Genomic DNA, 17,019 nt, shown 5'->3' on the forward strand with positions numbered 1-17,019 from the left:
CTCTCCCTTCTATTTATGCTGATTGAGCAAAGCTTGCAGCTTTGTCTTTCCAGCCAGTTTCTTTTTCTTGAGTTCTTTCACTTCCTGAGTTTCAATATCGCTCAGGTAGGATTTGGCTTCCATTTTCGTGATGAGTTTCTTGTATTCATTGTGCTGAGACCATAGGGCATTAATCTGGCTGTCCTTACCTGCTAGCTGCTCAATCAGTTCAATCTCTCTCTGTTCCATTTGAAACTCCTTTGCAAAGTTTTGCAATTCAGGCACCGGCCGGGATTATCCCAGACCAGCGCGGTTCAACATCGGACTCAACCAGTAAAACCTTTTTACGGTTGGTCTGTCCTGATGCAATGGAAATATTACGGGCCTTGAGGCCCAGACGGGACGCGATAAACTTGGCAAGAGCCTTGTTCGCCTTGTTATCTACAGCAGGAGCATTAATGCGCACGCGCACACTGTCCTGATACTCCCCGGTAACGCTGTCGTCTTTAGCGCCGGGCTGCACCCACACGGAAACCATCCACGAACGATTTCCGCAGGGCCTGATGTAAGATGGGAGTTCTGTAATAACTTCTGTCACTTGGCTTTTTTAAAAAATTTGAGTTTAGATTCTATGGCTTCAACCTTCTCAAGGTCAGGATCGCCGATCTCGAGGGTTTTGAGGTGAGATTCAAGCAATGCCTTCAGCTCAACCTCGAACCGAGTTCTCTGCCGCTTGAGTTCATTGATGTCCTCGTGAATCTGAGCCAGCCTGTTATGAGCCTGCTGCAGAATCACCTCAGCCCGGGAATGAGCTTCGTTGATGATTACCTCTGCTTCCTTGCGGGCAGTGGTTTTAATATCATCCACCATTCTCTGGGTAGTCATCAGGGTATCACGAAGTGTCTCTTCCCGCTGACGGAATTCCGCTATTGTTGAATCCCTGCGGGAAACCTGCTTGAGAAGCTGTTTTTTCTCATCTGCAGCAGCACCGAGAACCTCGGCAAGTTCGGCCATCAGCTGGTCAACTTCACTTTTGGAGTACCCCAGCAGGGATCTGGAAAACTTTTTATTAAGCAGGTCGATTTTTGAAAGGCTCATTCCCACCTCCGGGACTTACATTCCATACGCAAGTCTGGTCAGGTTTCCGACCAGTGCGATGTCGAGCATCTGGATAACAAGAAGCACAACGATCGGTGAAAGGTCGAATCCCCCGATGTTAACAAAAGGAAGATAGTGTCTCACTTTGGCGAAGACCGGCTCGGTTACGCTGCGCAGGAAACGGACAATGGGATTATAGGGATCAGGATTAACCCAGGTAATGAGAGCGGAAATGATGACCACCCACATATAGAGGTTGAGGACAATCGAAAGAACCTTCGCCACAGCAAGAATCACGTAATCCATCTGACTTACTCCTTACGGACTGGACTGAAGAGGCGATGCCTCCAGTCTTGACTATAAACTGTCACAGCAGGGACTAAGAATCAACTATTTTTAGCCCATACGCGTGAATTTATGTCGGATTAATAATCATAAAAGAACCATGTAAACTTTCTTAACTGCAACAGGCCGGATTTGAAAACCATTCGGACTTTCACACCGCCAGAACAGCTCAATACCACACCGGAAATAGATCTTTTCCGGCACAGACAAAAAAGAGAACAGAAGAACCCTGCTACATCGGAACTAATCAACCCAAACGGTGTTGCGAGCCTTCTCGAGAAGGTTGCACAGGGTCCAATAGCTGTTGATATGGAGCCTGGCGTTAAGGCCGGTGCTGCGGTATGCCCAGAATTCAACACCAGCTCTGTTTGCACAGCTTTCATCCACCCAGGTATCACCGATATATACGATATCCTCGGGCTGCATTGCCCACTTGTTCAAAATATGGTGGACTCCTGCCGGGTGAGGCTTCGTGACAGGCAAAGTCGTTGAGGTAACTGATACCGAGAAAAAGTCCTCGATGCCAAACATCTGCAGGACCTGCGGCAGGGTATCAGTTCGGTTGGTATTGATACCCATACGTATCCCGTGTGTCCGGCACCATTCAAGCAGACGTACGAGCCCGTCCTCAACCTGAATATAGTTCAGTCCTTCTCTCAACTCCGGGAGTTTGCAGAGCTCAAAGGCTTCATCAAAAACTTCTTCCGGAAGGATGTGCTTCATTGAATCTATGTGAGTATGGGCGTGGACATACTTTTCCTCTTCCGGAGTCATAGGGTCAAGACCGTAACGTTTCTTGAACCAGTTGTAGTACCACATGTTGGCTTCGAATGAATTGATCAGCACACCGTCGCAATCAAAAACAACGCCTTTGATCTTCTTCATCATTTCAGGAGGGGTAATATCGCTGATATGTATGGATTCCATCGAGAATCACTCCGTGTTTTTAAAGCTCACCACAGGGCAAAAGCATCCCTGTCGGAGCCTTCATATACTTGCGGCTGCTGAATCAGCAGTTTTGCAGGACGAATTTCCCTGCATAGACAAAACTGCACAACCGCCTCTGACGGCGGAAATTATTCCGCCGCAAGGGCAATGGTAAATTCGCGATCAAGCCAGGGACGGTCTTCAGGCAGCGCCGACATGCCGAGCAACTTCCAGACCCGCTCCCGAAGGACAAAAGCCTTGTCTGCAAGCAGACCTTCCTTTTCATGGAAGTTAAAATCAAGATCCCGCCAAAAGGAAACCGCGTCCGGATCGGAAGTAACCAGCACACTGTTACCCGGAAGAAGCAACGTAAAACCTTCAAGGACCTTCTGCCAAGGAAGCTGAACATCGCCGCCGCCCACTCCGGGAACATTTGCCATAAGCCCGCCCAGAGCCATGGCCTTGCGGTCATCGTCGTCATCGACATCAAGTCCCAGACTTTCGCCGAACCCGGTCCATTTGTCGGTCAGGCTGGCTTCAAGCCCCTTGAGTTCGAGATGCTTCTCCTCGTAGGCGTAGACAAGGGCAAGAACAACCTGACTCTGGGTCCGTGCGGCCGAGTCGTCCTTTTCTCCGGTATCCGGCTCCAAGCATCCCAGCAGAGCCTGTTCGATAGCGGAAGTTCTTTCTCCGAACTGGTCCCGGTCAGAATTCTGTGGAGTTGCGATCATCTTGAACATGGAACCGAGACTCTCGCCATAGCTTACAAAATCATCAACCATGCGACGACAGGTAGACGGTTCTACGGGAAGATTGTCCGGACGGTAAACCGGTATGTCACCGCCCTGCTTGCGATCTATACCGGGGTCGAACAGCATGGCTCCCTCTACTTTTTCAGGGATAAGCTCTTCATGTAATTGGGGGAAATATATCAGCACGGCATACTCCAATTTTTTAACAGGTAATCAACAGTGCATAAAATCCGGACACGCGACTGCGTTCCTGCCCGCTGCAGGTCCGCACAAATCAGTCCCTGTCCGGGGAAAAATTCCTGCATACTCCGCTACAATCCTCCAGCTCAAGGAGACATACGTCATCCCAAAGGGCGGCACAGAAAGGAAGCCCTTCTTCATCAAGCGGAATCATCTTGCGACACACTACTGTGGATTTCAAGTGTTCATCAATTCTTTGCTCCCAAATATCGGTGAACGCCTCCTCATCCAGTTTAAAGGCCTCTGCCTGCCGCAGCAGGCGATCATATTCTCCCTCAAGATCCCTGATAACCCGGCAACGCCAGTCCCGATTGTACCCGGAATTGAGCATTTCTTCATACAGGCACTTCCCGTTAGTAAAAAAACGGCAGTTGCGTCCCGGCATTTTAGTAATTCTTGCCAAAAAAGATCCTCCGGGCAATAACACTTCAACCAAATGCTGCCCATGTTCCGGTTCAGCTGAAGAACTATGTTCGCTTCACGGCTTTGTAAAGATTAAAAATGTATAATTTTCGTGCCGTTCCGGGATAAGAAGACATTCTTGACCTTAGTGCCACGCCCGTGTAAAAGTTCGTAACCGTCTAGCATTGGAGGATGATAATGTTCGGCTTAGGAATAACAGAAATACTTTTAATTGTAGTCATCATAGTGTTGATATTCGGGGCAAAGAAGCTTCCCGAAGTCGGCAGCGGACTGGGCCGCGCCATTCAGAATTTCAAAAAAGCAAGTACTGAGTCTGAAGAGATTGACGTGACTCCGTCAAAAGACAAGGACAAGGACGCTTAGAGTTCCGAGAGGATTCTACCGCATTGCTTTGATGCTGAACCCCGGTTTGTACTAAGTACAGGTCGGGGTTTTATCTTTCCCCTATTTCGGAAAACATCGCCATTCCCTTTTTCAGATAAATGGCTCCGGACATAAGTGTGAACAACGCCGCACACCACTCCAATCCGGGATGCAGCAGGCCTATATCAAGCCCGAAGGCCAACCTGCAAAGAACTGAAAAAACCACAAGAATCTGCAGGGCAGTTGTTATCTTACTGCTCAACAGCGGGTCAATTCTTTTTTCCACCTCCATTCCGTAGAACTTCAACAGAACCAGACCTCCCACAATAATAAGGTCTCTGGAAATGACCAACACAGTCAGCCAGTTGGAGACACACCCCTGCACCGAAAGGCATAAAAAAGATGTCACCAGCAGAATCTTGTCCGCAAGAGGGTCGATCATGGCACCGAATTCGGACCTCTGGTTGAGAATCCGGGCCAGAAACCCATCCAGCGCGTCAGAAAGGCCTGCCACCATAAACAGCATCCACGCCGCAACAAAGTTCTGGTCCAGATAGGCTACCACAATTCCCGGTGTCAGCAGAATCCTGAAGATGGTTATTATGTTCGGTATGGTCCAGAGGCTTTGCTCCGTCACGGCTGCCGTCCTCTACTATTCCAGTTTAAGCCCCTTAAGATCAAAAGAGAGTCCGCGTGGCGGCAGATAATCATTGAGGTAGCTCCTCAATACCCACTGATCTGAAACATCCAGAGCCCAACTGGCGGATACAGCTGTCGGCTTCATTTCAACATCAAGCAACAGTACGTCCTGCACTGCGGAATCCCAGGATTTAAGTTTGCGCTCAAATTCAAGAACCCCGTCAGGGTTGAACCAGCCGCTGACCACAAGGACGGCCTTGGGGCTGGCCTGGAGACCTGCGTTATGCTGCGCGTAATATTTTTCCCACAACTGGCTCCAGACTCCTTCCAGATCAGCTGCGGAACCGAACCACTTGTGTTCACCACTCTTGAGTTCTCCGCTCCACCTGTTCTTTGCCACTCTGGTAACGGCGAAGCTTGCGGCGTCATCCCCAGTTGTTCCAGCGGTAGCGTTGTGAACCCCGTAAAGGGACATGAGAGTCGCTATATCTGCTTCCTGAGAAGCCTGCTGTTCCTCATTAAGGGCAAACTTACCGTTCGCAACGATTATTTCCGCCTCAACAACCCCGGATCCGGCTGCAAGCAGCCCCATCCGGTTCAGCTTGTCGCGCAGAAACTTCCGATTCACGTTCACATCTATGCTGACCGAAACTCCTGTTTCATCCTGCTTAACGTTCATGTCCTTGTAGCCGAGGATGTAGTCCTCATAATGCTTGCCGAACATCCACTTGAGAGCTTCACTTCTCTCCGGGGAAAGTTCTCCGGACATCATGCGCACGGAGTCAGCAAACAGGGCCTGTGCAAACGCCTGAGTAACAGCCTCGTCCCGCAGAGCACGGGGAGCAATTTCCTTGGCCGGATCAACAGGATCAAAAATTTGAACCTTGGCCGCATTGGCAGGAAGTGCTGAACAAATTACGAACAAGGCAAAAACAACCACGCCGATTTTTTTTATATCAAGTGAGAAAATCAATTTTGCAGCTCCGATTTATATTACTGCTGAGCCGGTACGGCTTCACCATCAAGGGCTTCTTCCTGAATTCCGGTACGCGCATGCGGGACCTGCCCGGCTCCGCTTTCTGCATCCCCGGCTGCCGCTTCAGTGGAAACGTCTTCATGAATATTTCCGTCTTCCTGAACGGAGGAAGCCCCGCTGACCAGAATGACCACAGCGCAGTTCTCTACAACGGATTTACGTTTTAGAACTGAACGGACTTTTGCGCCGTCTTCAAGGGATAGAATAAGATTGGTCCTTCCGGCACCCTGTGTGTTTACAGGCTTTACCGTAAGGGGGAATTTACCGACACGGGCCTTGAAATTTTCTGAGCCGGAATTCACCATGTAAGAAACAAGGCCGTTCTTCATGACTGCTTCACGGCTGACCGCAAATGCTCCGTAAACACCTACCCCACGCCCGTCGTAAATTAACGGCAACAGGACAGGTGTCAGATTGAACCCGCGGGCATCTATGACAATTCCACTATACACCCCGGCTTCACGGCCATTCATTTCCTCATCACCTGCAACCTCATGCAGACCGGTTCCATCTGCCCTCTTTCCTGAAATGGTCGGGGCAATGCCGGAAAGAAAAGGTATGGTTGGAGAAATTATGACCGAGGCAATGCCGTTGCGCACACTTACTGATGCAGTGACAGCAACAGCCCCTGAGCCGTTTTCCGCAGTATTCAGCAGTGAATTCTGAATAAGGCCGCGCAGGGAGCTTAACGCCTTCGGATCATCCTTGCAGATTTCAGCAACGAAGGTACGTCCGTCCAGACTGAGTCCAAGAACGGCATCAAGCAGCCTTTTCCGGGATTCCACCCCGCCCTGCCGTACGGCAAGGGCCTTTGTGCGTATGGGGTCAATTGTATCCTGCATGGGCAGGATCTCAGAAGTGGCTGAAACAAAGCCATCACCCCAGTTGACCGTCACCCCGGACTCTTCCACCAGAAGGCCGCCAAAACCGTTGCCGTTGTCCCCGGCCTCATCCTGCGCACAGGCGATGGCTGTCAGCCCCAGCAGTATGAACAAAGTAAAAACTATATATTTTCTCATATGCATTCCGTACTCGCGTAAACACTTTTTAGGGTTTACTTACCCTTCCCTGAATCAATCCGCAAGCCACTGCTCCACAATTCGGACGGCTTCAGCATGTTCTCCTGGCGCAAACCAGTTAATATCCGTTTCACGCTTGAACCAGGTCAACTGCCTCTTGGCATATGCCCTCGTATTCTTCAGCCAGAGATGCCGGGTTTCGTCCATGCTGATTTCACCCTTGATGTACCGAAGAAGCTCACTGCAACCGATGCCGGTCCACCCCGGAGCACTATCGTCCGGACAGATTTCCCACGCTCGGCGGGCTTCTTCCACCGCACCTGCTTTAAGCATCTTATCTATGCGCAACGCCAGCAACGGGGTCAAAACATCAAGATCGACCATAATACCGATTTTCAGAAATTCGTAAGGGGATGGGGGAACTTCACGATTATGCCACCATGTGAATGTCCTGCCGGTGGCCTCGTAGACTTCAAGAGCGCGAGCATTGCGCTGGCGGTTATTGGGATGTGTGCGCCTGCAATATTCCGGGTCAACCTTTTCAAGCTCAGCGTAGAGACTTGGTCCGCCTTCCTCTTCGGCCCTCCGCCTGATACGCTCCCGTATATCATCTGGAATATCGGGGATGGGCGCAAGACCTGAGGTCAGGCTTTGCAGGTACATACCTGTGCCGCCAACAAGCACGGGAAGCTCGTTCTCCGCCGAAGCCTCGATACGCTCTTCCGCCAGCCGCACGAAACCGGCTGCATTTATTGTCTCGGATGTCGGCAGGAAACCGTAGAGTTCGTGCGGACAGACCGCAGTTTCATCGCGGTTGGGCTGGGCGGTAATCACTGGAAAATCAGTATAAACCTGTCGGGAATCGAAATTGATGACCCTCACCGGAAATTTCCGGGCCAGCCCCAATGCGGTAGCGGTCTTTCCTGCTCCCGTCGGGCCGAGAATACAGACAACGGGTCTTTTAATCATTCCGTTTTTCCGGAGGTACAAGCCGCTCGATGACTTCGTCATAGATCTGGCGAGGGACCAGTCCCTTGATATCTCCGCCGTTCACGGCAACATCTTTAATTATGGATGAACTCAGGTACATCCACTTGTAGTCCGTCATAAGAAATACGGTCTGTATATCATTGTTCAGACGGCGGTTCATAAGAGCCATCTGGAATTCGTATTCAAAATCGGAAACAGCCCGCAACCCGCGCATGATGACATTTGCCGGTCCCTGCTCCACATAGTGAATCAGCAGACCGTCAAAGGAATCAACCTCTACCTGAGGATGATGTTCAAAAATGCGCCGTGCCATATCCACCCGCTCTTCAAGGGTGAACTTGCAGCGTTTGGAAGTGCTCCCGGCCACAGCGACGATTACCTTGTGAAAGGTCTTGATTCCGCGCATGACCAAGGAGAAGTGACCACGGGTAAAAGGATCAAAAGTTCCCGGAAATACTGCTGTTACCGGTTTTACATCTGCCATAGCAATATCCTTGTCTGTCCGTACAGTTTATTGACCAGCAGCTCAAGCCTGTCCACTTGCTCCGACCGTGGAGGCTCTACCTTGTCCTCAACCTCGGCCAGCACAAACCCGTTTTCGGAAAGCCAGCCTTTCTCCAACGCAGCATCAAGCGCTTTGGGAAGCAGGTCATATCCGTACGGGGGATCTATGAAAATAAGGTCATATGGTTTGTCGGGAGCCTTGGAAAGGACATTAAATAGATCCGTCTTAAGCACCCGGTATTCTCTGGACGACGCCCCCAGATCCCTGAGATTATCAGAGATAAGGGAAGCGGCACGTCCATTTTTTTCAACAAAAAGGGCGAAAGCGGCACCACGGCTCAAAGACTCGATGGCAAGGGACCCGCTTCCGGCAAACATATCGGCAACGCGCAACCCTTCCCACTCGACGCCCCTTGATTCGAGCATCGAAAAGATGGCCTGCCTCACCTTGGAAGTAGCAGGACGGTAGCCGGGGCCGCTTGCGGTCTTTATAACCCGGCCGCCGTATTTTCCGCTGATAAGTCTCATAGTTCTATAATTCCGAAATCAGCTCGACTACCTGACGGTTGATATCAAGCAGCTTATCACGCAGCTCGGTCTGGCTGATGAAAGGCTGGGCTCTGACCTTGTCGAGTCTGGAACGGAACTCGGTAAAAAGGGTTTCGGAATCCATGAGCAGGAATTCCCAGTCCACCTGCGGCTGAGCGGGCTTGCCCTTGGTGACAGGCTGCATTTCTCCGCCGGGGACAAGCATCAGCTCCTCGCGGTAATCGGGAATATGGACCTTGTATCCGAGTTCCTGCTTGATGATCCCTGAAAGGATCTTCTGGCCCTTTGCTTCACCGTGAGTCAGGATGATCTTCATGGCCGGACAATCGAAGTTTTTCAGCCAGTCGATCATTTCATCCTGCCCGGCGTGACCGGAGAAGCCGTTGATGGTGAAGATCTTTGCCTTGACCATCAGTTTTTCGCCGAAAATAGTGATATTATCCGCACCGTTCACAAGCCTGCGGCCCGGAGTTCCCACGCCCTGATAACCGACGAAGACAACAGCCGCTTCCGGTTTCCATATATTATGGCGCAGATGGTGTTTGATTCTCCCGGCGTTGGCCATGCCGCTTGCAGAAATAATGATCGCCGATCCTTCGGTCTCGTTGATGGCCTGAGAAGACTTGGTATCAAGAGTAAACTTAAGGTTAGGCAAAGAAAGGGGATCTTCACCGTTGTGCAGCAGTTCAGCGGTGTCCATATCAAAAAATTCAGGATGGCTGCGAAAAACTTCCGTTGCCTTGATAGCCAGCGGGCTGTCCAGATAGACCGGCATGTCCGCAGGAAGCCTGCCTTCCTTGGAAAGCTTGTGCAGAGTGTATATCAACTGCTGCGAACGTTCCACTGCAAACGCGGGAATAACAACCTTCCCACCCTGAGAGTAGGCCCAGTTTATGGCTTCGGCAAGTTCATCCAGGCTGTTTGAAGCATCCTTGTGGTTGCGGTCGCCATAGGTGGACTCCATGACCAGATAGTCGGCTTTTTCAACGATACTCGGATTGCGGACAATGAGCTGATCCTTGTGTCCGAGGTCCCCGGAAAAAACTACCTTGGTGGTCTCGCCTGCTTCCTTGACCCACATTTCTATGAACGAAGAACCGAGAATGTGTCCTGCATCACGGAAACTGACAGTAATTCCTTCCGCAGGTTCAAGAGACGCTCCGTATTGAACTGTGCGCATGAGCGGAGTTGTGTTTATGGCGTCTTCCTGCTCATAGATCGGCTTGATTGGAGGCAACCCCTTGCGCAGACGCTTGCGGTTGGTCCACTCGGTTTCCATTTCCTGAATGTAGGCACTGTCCAGCAGCATGATGTCGAGAAGATCACGGGTAGGCTGGGTCATGTAGATAGGACCGTTGAACCCTGCCCGCACAGCGGCGGGGAGCAGGCCAGTATGATCAATGTGGGCATGGGTGATCAAAATGAAGTCGAGATCCTTAGGACGATAGTCATCAATCCCTCGGTTTCTCTTTTCAATTTCCGCGTTTCCCTGATGCAGGCCGAAATCAACCGCAAATCTGGAATTTTCCGTCTCAATAATGTAGCAGGAACCGGTAACGGTCTTCGCCGCACCCATAAAAGTAATCTTCATTCATCCTCCCAATATTCTGTGAACCCCGTGTACCGGAGCACTGATCCGGGCCTTTTCAGGCTATCATTATCATTCATTTTTTGATAGTTCGAATGCACTGTTACATGCACCAATTATGAAATTCAGGCAACACCGGAAAACGGTGCCCCGGAAGATAATCATTACGAGGATTAAATGCACAGATCAAAACAGTATGTCATTGACGATCTTTCAATAAAAGAGTCGTGGAGACTTTTCAAAATTATGGCTGAAATTGTTGACGGTTTTGAAACCCTCAGCGACATCGGTCCGGCAGTATCCATATTCGGTTCGGCACGGGTTCCCCAGGATCATCCGCTTTACCAGCAGACGGAGCATCTTTCCAAACTGCTGACACATGCCGGATACTCCGTAATAACCGGCGGCGGTCCCGGACTCATGGAAGCCGGCAACAAAGGCTGTTTCGAAGCCGGAGGCGAATCCATAGGCCTGCACATTCACCTGCCCTTTGAACAGCATTCAAATCCCTATCTGAAGATAAAAAGCGATTACAACTACTTCTTCATCCGCAAGGTCATGTTCATTAAATATGCACTGGCCTACATAGCCATGCCCGGCGGATACGGAACCCTCGATGAGCTCAGCGAAGCCCTCGTACTCATTCAGACCAGAAGAATCAAGCCTTTCCCCATTATTCTTATGGGAACTGAATTCTGGTCAGGCCTTGTAGACTGGATTAAAGCACGCATGGTCAAAGACGGATTCTGCAACGAGGAAGACCTCAACCTCTTTTATATAACCGACTCCCCGGAAGAAGCAGTAGCACACATCAAGAAACACGTTATCATTTAGGAAAACTCAGCAGGGTGTCCTGCTCCAGCAAGAGCCGGAAGAGCCTCCTTCCTTCACTGTGCATTTTCCGTCAGGAATTTTCGGAGGATATTTCAGCAGGAATGCTGAACGGCTTTTCCGGCTCAGACTCATCATCCAGGCTTGCCCGGCATCGCGACAGGTACATAGAGAACACAACTGAATCCAGCGAAGTTCACAGGAGTACAGAAATGACTCAGCATGATCAGAAAAAAGCATACCTCTACGGGCTGTCAGCAGTACTAATCTGGTCTACGGTTGCTTCGGCCTTCAAAATTGCTCTGTCCTATATGGAGCCGCTGCACCTGCTTTTCTATGCGGTCATATTCTCAGGACTTTCACTCATGGCAATCCTTAAGGTCCAGAACAAACTGGGACTTATCCGCCGAATGGAGGGGAAAGAACTCATAAGTTGTGCCCTGCCCGGACTGCTCAACCCATTTTTATATTACGTTGTTCTCTTCAAAGCCTACGCCCTGCTCCCGGCACAGGAAGCCCAGCCACTGAACTACACCTGGGCCATTACCCTCTCAGTGCTGTCTATTCCGCTGCTGGGACAAAAGATGACGGTAAAAGAATTACTGGCCATTGTAACCAGTTACCTTGGCGTAGTGGTAATCTCAACGCACGGGGATCTTCTGAACATACAGTTCAGCAATGGTTACGGGGTATTTCTGGCCCTGTTCAGCACAATAATCTGGGCTCTGTACTGGATATACAACACAAAAAGTAAGAGTGACCCTCTGGTGGGTCTGTTCCTGAATTTCTGCTTTGCCCTGCCACCGGTAACCATAGCCATGCTGTTTTTTGCGGGCCTCCCGCCAGTAAATATTGCCGCGATTCTTTCCGCCGCCTACGTAGGGCTGTTTGAGATGGGCATTACCTTCGCGCTCTGGCTTAACGCACTCAAAATTACCGAGAAAGCTTCCCGCATAAGCAACCTGATTTTTCTTTCCCCGTTCCTTTCGCTGATCCTGATCCATTTCATCCTCGGAGAGGAAATCCTGCCTTCAACCATGGTCGGGCTTCTGTTCATTGTCGGAGGAAATATCATCCAGCAACTGGGCCGCAAGAAAGTATAGCGAAAGTGTCTATTTTTCAGCTTCGCATAAAGAGACCTCCGACGGTCCTGCGGGGATGACTTTGATGCGCTTTGCCCTTTTGACAATCTGATTTCGCCGCCGGCGGCCAAAGGAGTTAAGCCATCTCTGCTCTCCATATCCGTAAGACTCGAAGCAGAACTTCTCGACTAACGGCTAGTGAGCCTTTGGAAGTCCAGTTAGTTTCAGTTTATTGCCTACAGAATAATGCATCATGAAAATTACTTTTTCGTAGCAAAACAATAGCCACTAATAAATAAGCCCTCGACATCTCCATGAAGTCGAGGGCCTTATAAATTCTGTCCAATTGGAGTTGGACAACGGCACTAATTCTTAACTTTTACCAACTCCTGCAGTTCGGCAGGCAGGCTCTTATACATCGCTTCATCTGGCACAATTGCCGGGATAAAGGGAGGCTGGCCCATTTCCTCCAGAATCTTGAGGCCGCCTTCCGGAGAAAGCATATATGCCATGAATGCAGTTGCCGCAGCCTTGTTTGGTGCATCCTTAAGCTCGGTAATTCCATAGGTAATGGAGGAACCTACACGCTCAATAGTTGTGCCGGGCTTTTTGCCGGTCACAGCGACTTTGGCTGTATTGTAGAAATTATCATACTTATAGTCGGACAGGTTGATATGCTTATCCATTACGACATACTTCAGGCCTTTCTGAACAGCGACGGAAAGGTACTCCCAGGCGTAATCCATCTTGCCGTCCTTGAGCATTGCGATAAGCTCCACAGCCTTGGGGCGAACCCACTCATCCTTGCGCTGGGCAATGAGCTTATCAAATAATCCCGGTTTGCCATAAAATTTTTCTGCGAGCTGCAAAACCATAACGCTGCGGTATCCGCACGGATCAAGGTTCGGATCGGAGTGTCCCCAGACCACACCGGGCCTCTGGATAACATCGTACCAGTTGTCAGCATTGATCTCGGAAGCGAAACGACTTTTATCTGTGTAACAGAGAACAAGCTGGTTACTGGCAAAACGGATATTGAAATCAGCAAATTTTGGAACAAGATTCTTGTCGATGACCACGTAGTCGGCAGAAGCCATGATGTCGGCCTTCTTGCCTTCCTCGGAAATCATACGTGCCATCTTGGTTGACCCGCCGGCCTCACGCTTGATGTGAACGCCGGGATGCATGGCCTCAAATTCCTTTGCCATCTTATCCAGAGGCACGGAAAGGCTTCCCGCATGAAAAATGACCAGATCACCGGAAATTTTCTCAGCTGCAAAAACAGCGGAAGCCGTTATTACAATCAATGCTGCAAGTGCTCCTACAAGTAGTATACGCATATTCTCTCCAGTTAGAAATTTATTAGGTTCAATCAAGCATAAATAAAAACCATATAAAAAGTAAGGTTTTTCCAGTCAACACATACAGATCTGCGTACACATTGGCACCTGTCCGGAATTTAAGGCAAAAAAAAGCAGCAAGAAAGCTGCTGCAAAAAAAAAGGCGGATAATTCCGCCCTGCCTTTGTCTGTTACTGAGTTACTCTTCTGTTGTCCTTGATAGCCGCCCCGATCCGTTCCTCGGCCTCGCAGAGCTTGACCCGGTTATAAAATAAATCTTCCGGTCCGGCCTTACTGAATAACTCACCAAGAAGGACATTAAGGAACAAACTTTTGCTGATACCCAGATTCTGGCAGGCTTCTTCGATTCTACCATTGAGGTCAGGATTCAAATACACGTCTGAAAGTCTGGTATGCATAGGCACCTCCCAATTATATTTATTTAATTTTTCATATTGTTAATCATCATATACTTGTCAGTCCAGCTTGGACGATACTCTTTTCAAACAAATATGTACAGAGAGATCCGTTAAATTAACTTGTCCGTTGCAATTTTAACCAACCTGCCCACAATTGGCTGAACACTTGTGCAGTGCACTCGACTTAAATATGCACATTTGTGCAAAGAACTGTGTGCAATTGTTTTTTGCACATCGAACACAAAAACTAATAAGTACCTACTTTAATAGAGTATTATACTTTGGCACGCATGATGCTAATAAGAAATCAACACAGGTTGAAGGAAATGTTCCCCTGCACTTCCTTCACACCACAGCAGAACCAACACACAGTCTTCATTCCTCATCACACTCCTTAAAATGCAAAAGGACCGGGACACCTCCAGCCCGGTCCTTTCGCATTTTATAACAACGGAAAACTTAAATTTCGTGTGAAACCTTCATTTTGCCTACCAGCATGCGAATAGTACCTATGTTTACACCCCCATACAGACCAATAAAACCGGCAGCCATAAGCTCCCGGTTAACCTCAAGTCTGCAGAGTAAAAAATAGGCTGCACAAAAGACAAGCTGAATTCCCATTATCCGTGTCTGGACAGGATTCATCCAACGAAGCCCGAGAATCCTCCGGCACTGCACATAACGCAGCATATTAACCAGCACAAAAGCCCAGAAAAAGGCTGCACCAGCCCCCGTTACACCCATCCGGTTATAAAGTACAAGGCAGAGCACACCGTTGACGGTCAACGCCACAACGGTGTTGAAGGCTTCAAGCTTTGACCTTCCGGCCATGAGAAGAATGTAACCTACCGGACCGATATAACAGCTGAAAACGTTTCCTAGAATAAGATACATCAGGCATCCGGACCCACCATCATAATCGGAACCGAATGAAGCCATTATCAGATCTGAATACATTATGGACAGCGCAAGAATCACAAAGGAAAACAAAGACAGGGAGCAGGTTATGTCGTCATAGAGTTCGCCTATGACCCTGCAATCGTTCCGGGCATAAGCAGCCGAAATGTGCGGAACATATACACTGTTGAAGGTGTAAAGAAGAATGGAAATACTCATGGCAACCCGCATGCCCGAAACAAATATGGCCGAGTCTGCCACTGAGCCAATGCCACCGAGTATCAGAGTATTTATCCAGACAAGGGAATTCTGAGCAAAAGCAATAAGCAGAAGCGGCAAACAGTAGACCGCAATATCCCTTATGGCGAGGGAACTGTTCAGCTTTAGAGAAAAACAGAGTCCGTATCGATTGCGGGTCGAGACAAAGGCATAAAGAAAACATACAGCAAAAAGAATGGTAATGCAGAGCACGTAATTGAGAACACTCATGTCCACAACAAAAGTGGAAAGTGCAATCAGCAGCATGCCCCACGGAATTACCGTATTCTCAATGACGGCTATCCCCGAAACATCCCCCAGGCTCTGACGGAAAAAAATTATCAGGTAGGTAAGTCCCCAGAACAGAATTATCGGGGCGGCATAGAGAATGTAGTCGGTCTTGTCCGGACTTTTGAAAACCAGTTGGGAAAAGAACTCCGGAAATGCCACCACGGACAGCAACAGGCTTCCGGCAAACAGGCCGACTGCCGACAGGGTAACGGTCCACAAGAATGAAAGGTTTGCCGGAGCTTCCTTTTTCAGTACCGGGGCAAACTTCATGCAGGCATTACCAAGCCCCAACTGAGAAATGAGCGCACTGAGAAAAGCGAATGTGTACGGGATGAAAAAAAGCCCCGATCCGTATGCACCGTATTTACGGGCCAAAGCCCATGTAAGGAACAGTCCGCCCACTCCCTTGCCGACTTTGGCTGAAAAAACAAGGATAATCTTGTACAGGGTAGACAGGTTGCTACTCAAAACGTTTTCCTTTCAGCTTCTGCATGATGCTTTTATCAACAAAAGTATAATAGAAAATATTCCGCAATTTCAACCAGAGCCAATGCCCGGCATCACGCACAACAAGAGCAGCAATGGAAACTCGGCTGGTGGCAGGATCGGCATGAAGGGTGTATCCGTTTGCACGCAGCTCACTGGCGCATAATCTTTCATAAAGCCATATTTCCGCAGGGCTGAGTCGCTGCATCCACTTCACCGCAATGGCCTTGTCCGGTGCCCTCTTCACATTGGAATGCAGGTGTTTCTGACTGCCTCCGATCAGCTTATGGAATTCCTCCTGCGAAGACGATATATCCCGTCCTTCTTCGCTCACCCCAAGACGATCAAGCAGATCACGGACAACGGCATCACTATCACCGACAAGGTCCTCAAAGCGCAGGTTGAAAACGGATTCTCCGCGTATACCATTGAGCTTCTTTTTCCACTCGAATGCGGACTGAAAAACATTGTTGGACATCTTCAACCCGGAAACCGAAACCATGTCCAACTTGGAATTATAGACAGCCCTTCCGTCCCGGATCAGATTGATGAATTTCGGAGCACCGTACATTCTCCTGAATGTATTCATGTGGAACTCATAGCGCGGTCCCTTTACCACCAGCAGTTCAGGCTCATCTACCCCGCGGACTTTCAGATATTCCTCTATAACCGCATCAAAAACAGCACGGTAGGTCAACGGATAAATCCCATTGAGCCGGTTTCGCAACACATCCCGGTCAATGTTCCAATCGCAGAACTGCGGCTCGGAGTAGAGAAGATCAAGCAGTCCATTGACCTCAAGCTGCCCTTCATTGCTGTAATTCTCCAATACAAGAGGCATGAATGCACTCTCCTGCGTGACCACCACGCCGGAAAACAGATTCAGAAGCGAGGAAAGCAGCGTAGACCCAGACCTGCTGTCGTAAAGCAAAAACGCATATTTCATCGATACTCCAAGTAAGT

At 49.4% G+C, this 17,019-nt stretch carries 21 protein-coding genes; 3 read left to right on the forward strand and 18 right to left on the reverse strand.

Annotated features, from left to right (window positions below; genetic code table 11):
* Positions 1-9: 9 nt before the first annotated feature.
* From N7E73_RS00705 to N7E73_RS00735, 7 genes are all read right to left on the reverse strand, one after another.
* Positions 10-228: a DUF465 domain-containing protein gene (locus tag N7E73_RS00705; RefSeq protein ID WP_432736782.1), complete on the reverse strand. Its 219-nt coding sequence runs from the start codon at positions 226-228 to the stop codon at positions 10-12.
* A gap of 28 nt (positions 229-256) precedes the next feature.
* Positions 257-577, reverse strand: coding sequence for a DUF167 domain-containing protein (locus tag N7E73_RS00710; RefSeq protein WP_432736783.1), 321 nt, complete (start codon positions 575-577; stop codon positions 257-259).
* Positions 574-1,077: a DivIVA domain-containing protein gene (locus N7E73_RS00715; protein WP_432736785.1), complete on the reverse strand. Its 504-nt coding sequence runs from the start codon at positions 1,075-1,077 to the stop codon at positions 574-576. Before N7E73_RS00715 ends, N7E73_RS00710 begins: the two co-directional genes overlap by 4 nt.
* Before the next feature lie 15 nt (positions 1,078-1,092).
* Positions 1,093-1,383 carry a YggT family protein gene (locus N7E73_RS00720; RefSeq protein WP_432736786.1) on the reverse strand — a complete coding sequence of 97 codons (291 nt, stop codon included), beginning with the start codon at positions 1,381-1,383 and terminating at the stop codon, positions 1,093-1,095.
* A 282-nt stretch (positions 1,384-1,665) separates the two neighbouring features.
* On the reverse strand, positions 1,666-2,349 hold the full coding sequence (locus tag N7E73_RS00725; protein WP_432736787.1) for an HAD family hydrolase: 684 nt from the start codon (positions 2,347-2,349) through the stop codon (positions 1,666-1,668).
* 149 nt (positions 2,350-2,498) lie between these two features.
* Positions 2,499-3,287 (reverse strand): hypothetical protein, encoded by a 789-nt coding sequence (locus N7E73_RS00730; protein WP_432736788.1) that lies wholly within the window; start codon positions 3,285-3,287, stop codon positions 2,499-2,501.
* A gap of 88 nt (positions 3,288-3,375) precedes the next feature.
* Positions 3,376-3,744, reverse strand: a complete 369-nt coding sequence (locus tag N7E73_RS00735; RefSeq protein WP_432736790.1) for a hypothetical protein — start codon at positions 3,742-3,744, stop codon at positions 3,376-3,378.
* A 197-nt stretch (positions 3,745-3,941) separates the two neighbouring features.
* Here N7E73_RS00735 and N7E73_RS00740 point away from each other — a divergent pair, with 197 nt between their 5' ends.
* Positions 3,942-4,127, forward strand: coding sequence for a twin-arginine translocase TatA/TatE family subunit (locus N7E73_RS00740; RefSeq protein ID WP_432736792.1), 186 nt, complete (start codon positions 3,942-3,944; stop codon positions 4,125-4,127).
* Between the two features lie 70 nt (positions 4,128-4,197).
* On the opposite strand, the gene pgsA is transcribed toward N7E73_RS00740, so the two are convergent.
* From pgsA to N7E73_RS00775, 7 genes are read right to left on the reverse strand one after another with little or no spacing between them, the layout of a single operon-like run.
* On the reverse strand, positions 4,198-4,764 hold the full coding sequence (gene pgsA / locus N7E73_RS00745) for a CDP-diacylglycerol--glycerol-3-phosphate 3-phosphatidyltransferase (protein ID WP_432736793.1): 567 nt from the start codon (positions 4,762-4,764) through the stop codon (positions 4,198-4,200).
* Between the two features lie 15 nt (positions 4,765-4,779).
* On the reverse strand, positions 4,780-5,739 hold the full coding sequence (locus tag N7E73_RS00750) for a hypothetical protein (protein ID WP_432736794.1): 960 nt from the start codon (positions 5,737-5,739) through the stop codon (positions 4,780-4,782).
* A gap of 20 nt (positions 5,740-5,759) precedes the next feature.
* Positions 5,760-6,821 (reverse strand): hypothetical protein, encoded by a 1,062-nt coding sequence (locus tag N7E73_RS00755; RefSeq protein ID WP_432736796.1) that lies wholly within the window; start codon positions 6,819-6,821, stop codon positions 5,760-5,762.
* Between the two features lie 54 nt (positions 6,822-6,875).
* Complete coding sequence (miaA, locus tag N7E73_RS00760; protein WP_432736798.1) at positions 6,876-7,790, reverse strand: tRNA (adenosine(37)-N6)-dimethylallyltransferase MiaA; 915 nt, start codon at positions 7,788-7,790, stop codon at positions 6,876-6,878.
* Entirely contained in the window at positions 7,783-8,295 is a 513-nt protein-coding gene (gene coaD, locus N7E73_RS00765; RefSeq protein ID WP_432736799.1) for a pantetheine-phosphate adenylyltransferase, read from the reverse strand. The genes miaA and coaD overlap by 8 nt, the downstream gene beginning before the upstream one ends.
* The gene (gene rsmD, locus N7E73_RS00770) at positions 8,283-8,843 is read right to left on the reverse strand and encodes a 16S rRNA (guanine(966)-N(2))-methyltransferase RsmD (RefSeq protein ID WP_432736801.1); all 561 of its coding nucleotides are present in this window, start codon (positions 8,841-8,843) and stop codon (positions 8,283-8,285) included. Before rsmD ends, coaD begins: the two co-directional genes overlap by 13 nt.
* Positions 8,844-8,847: 4 nt before the next feature.
* Positions 8,848-10,455 carry an MBL fold metallo-hydrolase RNA specificity domain-containing protein gene (locus N7E73_RS00775; RefSeq protein WP_432736803.1) on the reverse strand — a complete coding sequence of 536 codons (1,608 nt, stop codon included), beginning with the start codon at positions 10,453-10,455 and terminating at the stop codon, positions 8,848-8,850.
* A 174-nt stretch (positions 10,456-10,629) separates the two neighbouring features.
* Between N7E73_RS00775 and N7E73_RS00780 the strand changes: the two genes are divergently transcribed.
* Positions 10,630-11,286: a TIGR00730 family Rossman fold protein gene (locus N7E73_RS00780; RefSeq protein ID WP_432736805.1), complete on the forward strand. Its 657-nt coding sequence runs from the start codon at positions 10,630-10,632 to the stop codon at positions 11,284-11,286.
* Positions 11,287-11,495: 209 nt separating this feature from the next.
* On the forward strand, positions 11,496-12,386 hold the full coding sequence (locus tag N7E73_RS00785) for a DMT family transporter (protein ID WP_432736807.1): 891 nt from the start codon (positions 11,496-11,498) through the stop codon (positions 12,384-12,386).
* A gap of 344 nt (positions 12,387-12,730) precedes the next feature.
* On the opposite strand, the gene wtpA is transcribed toward N7E73_RS00785, so the two are convergent.
* From wtpA to N7E73_RS00805, 4 genes are all read right to left on the reverse strand, one after another.
* Positions 12,731-13,705, reverse strand: a complete 975-nt coding sequence (gene wtpA, locus N7E73_RS00790; RefSeq protein ID WP_432736809.1) for a tungstate ABC transporter substrate-binding protein WtpA — start codon at positions 13,703-13,705, stop codon at positions 12,731-12,733.
* A 191-nt stretch (positions 13,706-13,896) separates the two neighbouring features.
* The gene (locus N7E73_RS00795; RefSeq protein ID WP_432736810.1) at positions 13,897-14,124 is read right to left on the reverse strand and encodes a hypothetical protein; all 228 of its coding nucleotides are present in this window, start codon (positions 14,122-14,124) and stop codon (positions 13,897-13,899) included.
* 459 nt (positions 14,125-14,583) lie between these two features.
* Positions 14,584-16,038, reverse strand: a complete 1,455-nt coding sequence (locus tag N7E73_RS00800; RefSeq protein ID WP_432736812.1) for a polysaccharide biosynthesis C-terminal domain-containing protein — start codon at positions 16,036-16,038, stop codon at positions 14,584-14,586.
* Positions 16,031-17,002, reverse strand: a complete 972-nt coding sequence (locus N7E73_RS00805) for a sulfotransferase (RefSeq protein ID WP_432736813.1) — start codon at positions 17,000-17,002, stop codon at positions 16,031-16,033. Before N7E73_RS00805 ends, N7E73_RS00800 begins: the two co-directional genes overlap by 8 nt.
* Between the last annotated feature and the right edge of the window lie 17 nt (positions 17,003-17,019).

The sequence above is a fragment of the Maridesulfovibrio sp. FT414 genome, assembly GCF_050916235.1.
GTDB lineage: Bacteria > Desulfobacterota > Desulfovibrionia > Desulfovibrionales > Desulfovibrionaceae > Maridesulfovibrio.

Bases quoted from the DNA above. Each gene is read 5' to 3' on its own strand.
- N7E73_RS00705 (WP_432736782.1), bottom strand. From the start codon at position 228: ATGGAACAGAGAGAGATTGAACTGATTGAGCAGCTAGCAGGTAAGGAC.
- N7E73_RS00715 (WP_432736785.1), bottom strand. From the start codon at position 1,077: ATGAGCCTTTCAAAAATCGACCTGCTTAATAAAAAGTTTTCCAGATCC.
- N7E73_RS00720 (WP_432736786.1), bottom strand. From the start codon at position 1,383: ATGGATTACGTGATTCTTGCTGTGGCGAAGGTTCTTTCGATTGTCCTC.
- N7E73_RS00725 (WP_432736787.1), bottom strand. From the start codon at position 2,349: ATGGAATCCATACATATCAGCGATATTACCCCTCCTGAAATGATGAAG.
- N7E73_RS00740 (WP_432736792.1), top strand. From the start codon at position 3,942: ATGTTCGGCTTAGGAATAACAGAAATACTTTTAATTGTAGTCATCATA.
- N7E73_RS00755 (WP_432736796.1), bottom strand. From the start codon at position 6,821: ATGAGAAAATATATAGTTTTTACTTTGTTCATACTGCTGGGGCTGACA.
- miaA (WP_432736798.1), bottom strand. From the start codon at position 7,790: ATGATTAAAAGACCCGTTGTCTGTATTCTCGGCCCGACGGGAGCAGGA.
- coaD (WP_432736799.1), bottom strand. From the start codon at position 8,295: ATGGCAGATGTAAAACCGGTAACAGCAGTATTTCCGGGAACTTTTGAT.
- rsmD (WP_432736801.1), bottom strand. From the start codon at position 8,843: ATGAGACTTATCAGCGGAAAATACGGCGGCCGGGTTATAAAGACCGCA.
- N7E73_RS00775 (WP_432736803.1), bottom strand. From the start codon at position 10,455: ATGAAGATTACTTTTATGGGTGCGGCGAAGACCGTTACCGGTTCCTGC.
- N7E73_RS00780 (WP_432736805.1), top strand. From the start codon at position 10,630: ATGCACAGATCAAAACAGTATGTCATTGACGATCTTTCAATAAAAGAG.
- N7E73_RS00785 (WP_432736807.1), top strand. From the start codon at position 11,496: ATGACTCAGCATGATCAGAAAAAAGCATACCTCTACGGGCTGTCAGCA.
- wtpA (WP_432736809.1), bottom strand. From the start codon at position 13,705: ATGCGTATACTACTTGTAGGAGCACTTGCAGCATTGATTGTAATAACG.
- N7E73_RS00795 (WP_432736810.1), bottom strand. From the start codon at position 14,124: ATGCATACCAGACTTTCAGACGTGTATTTGAATCCTGACCTCAATGGT.
- N7E73_RS00805 (WP_432736813.1), bottom strand. From the start codon at position 17,002: ATGAAATATGCGTTTTTGCTTTACGACAGCAGGTCTGGGTCTACGCTG.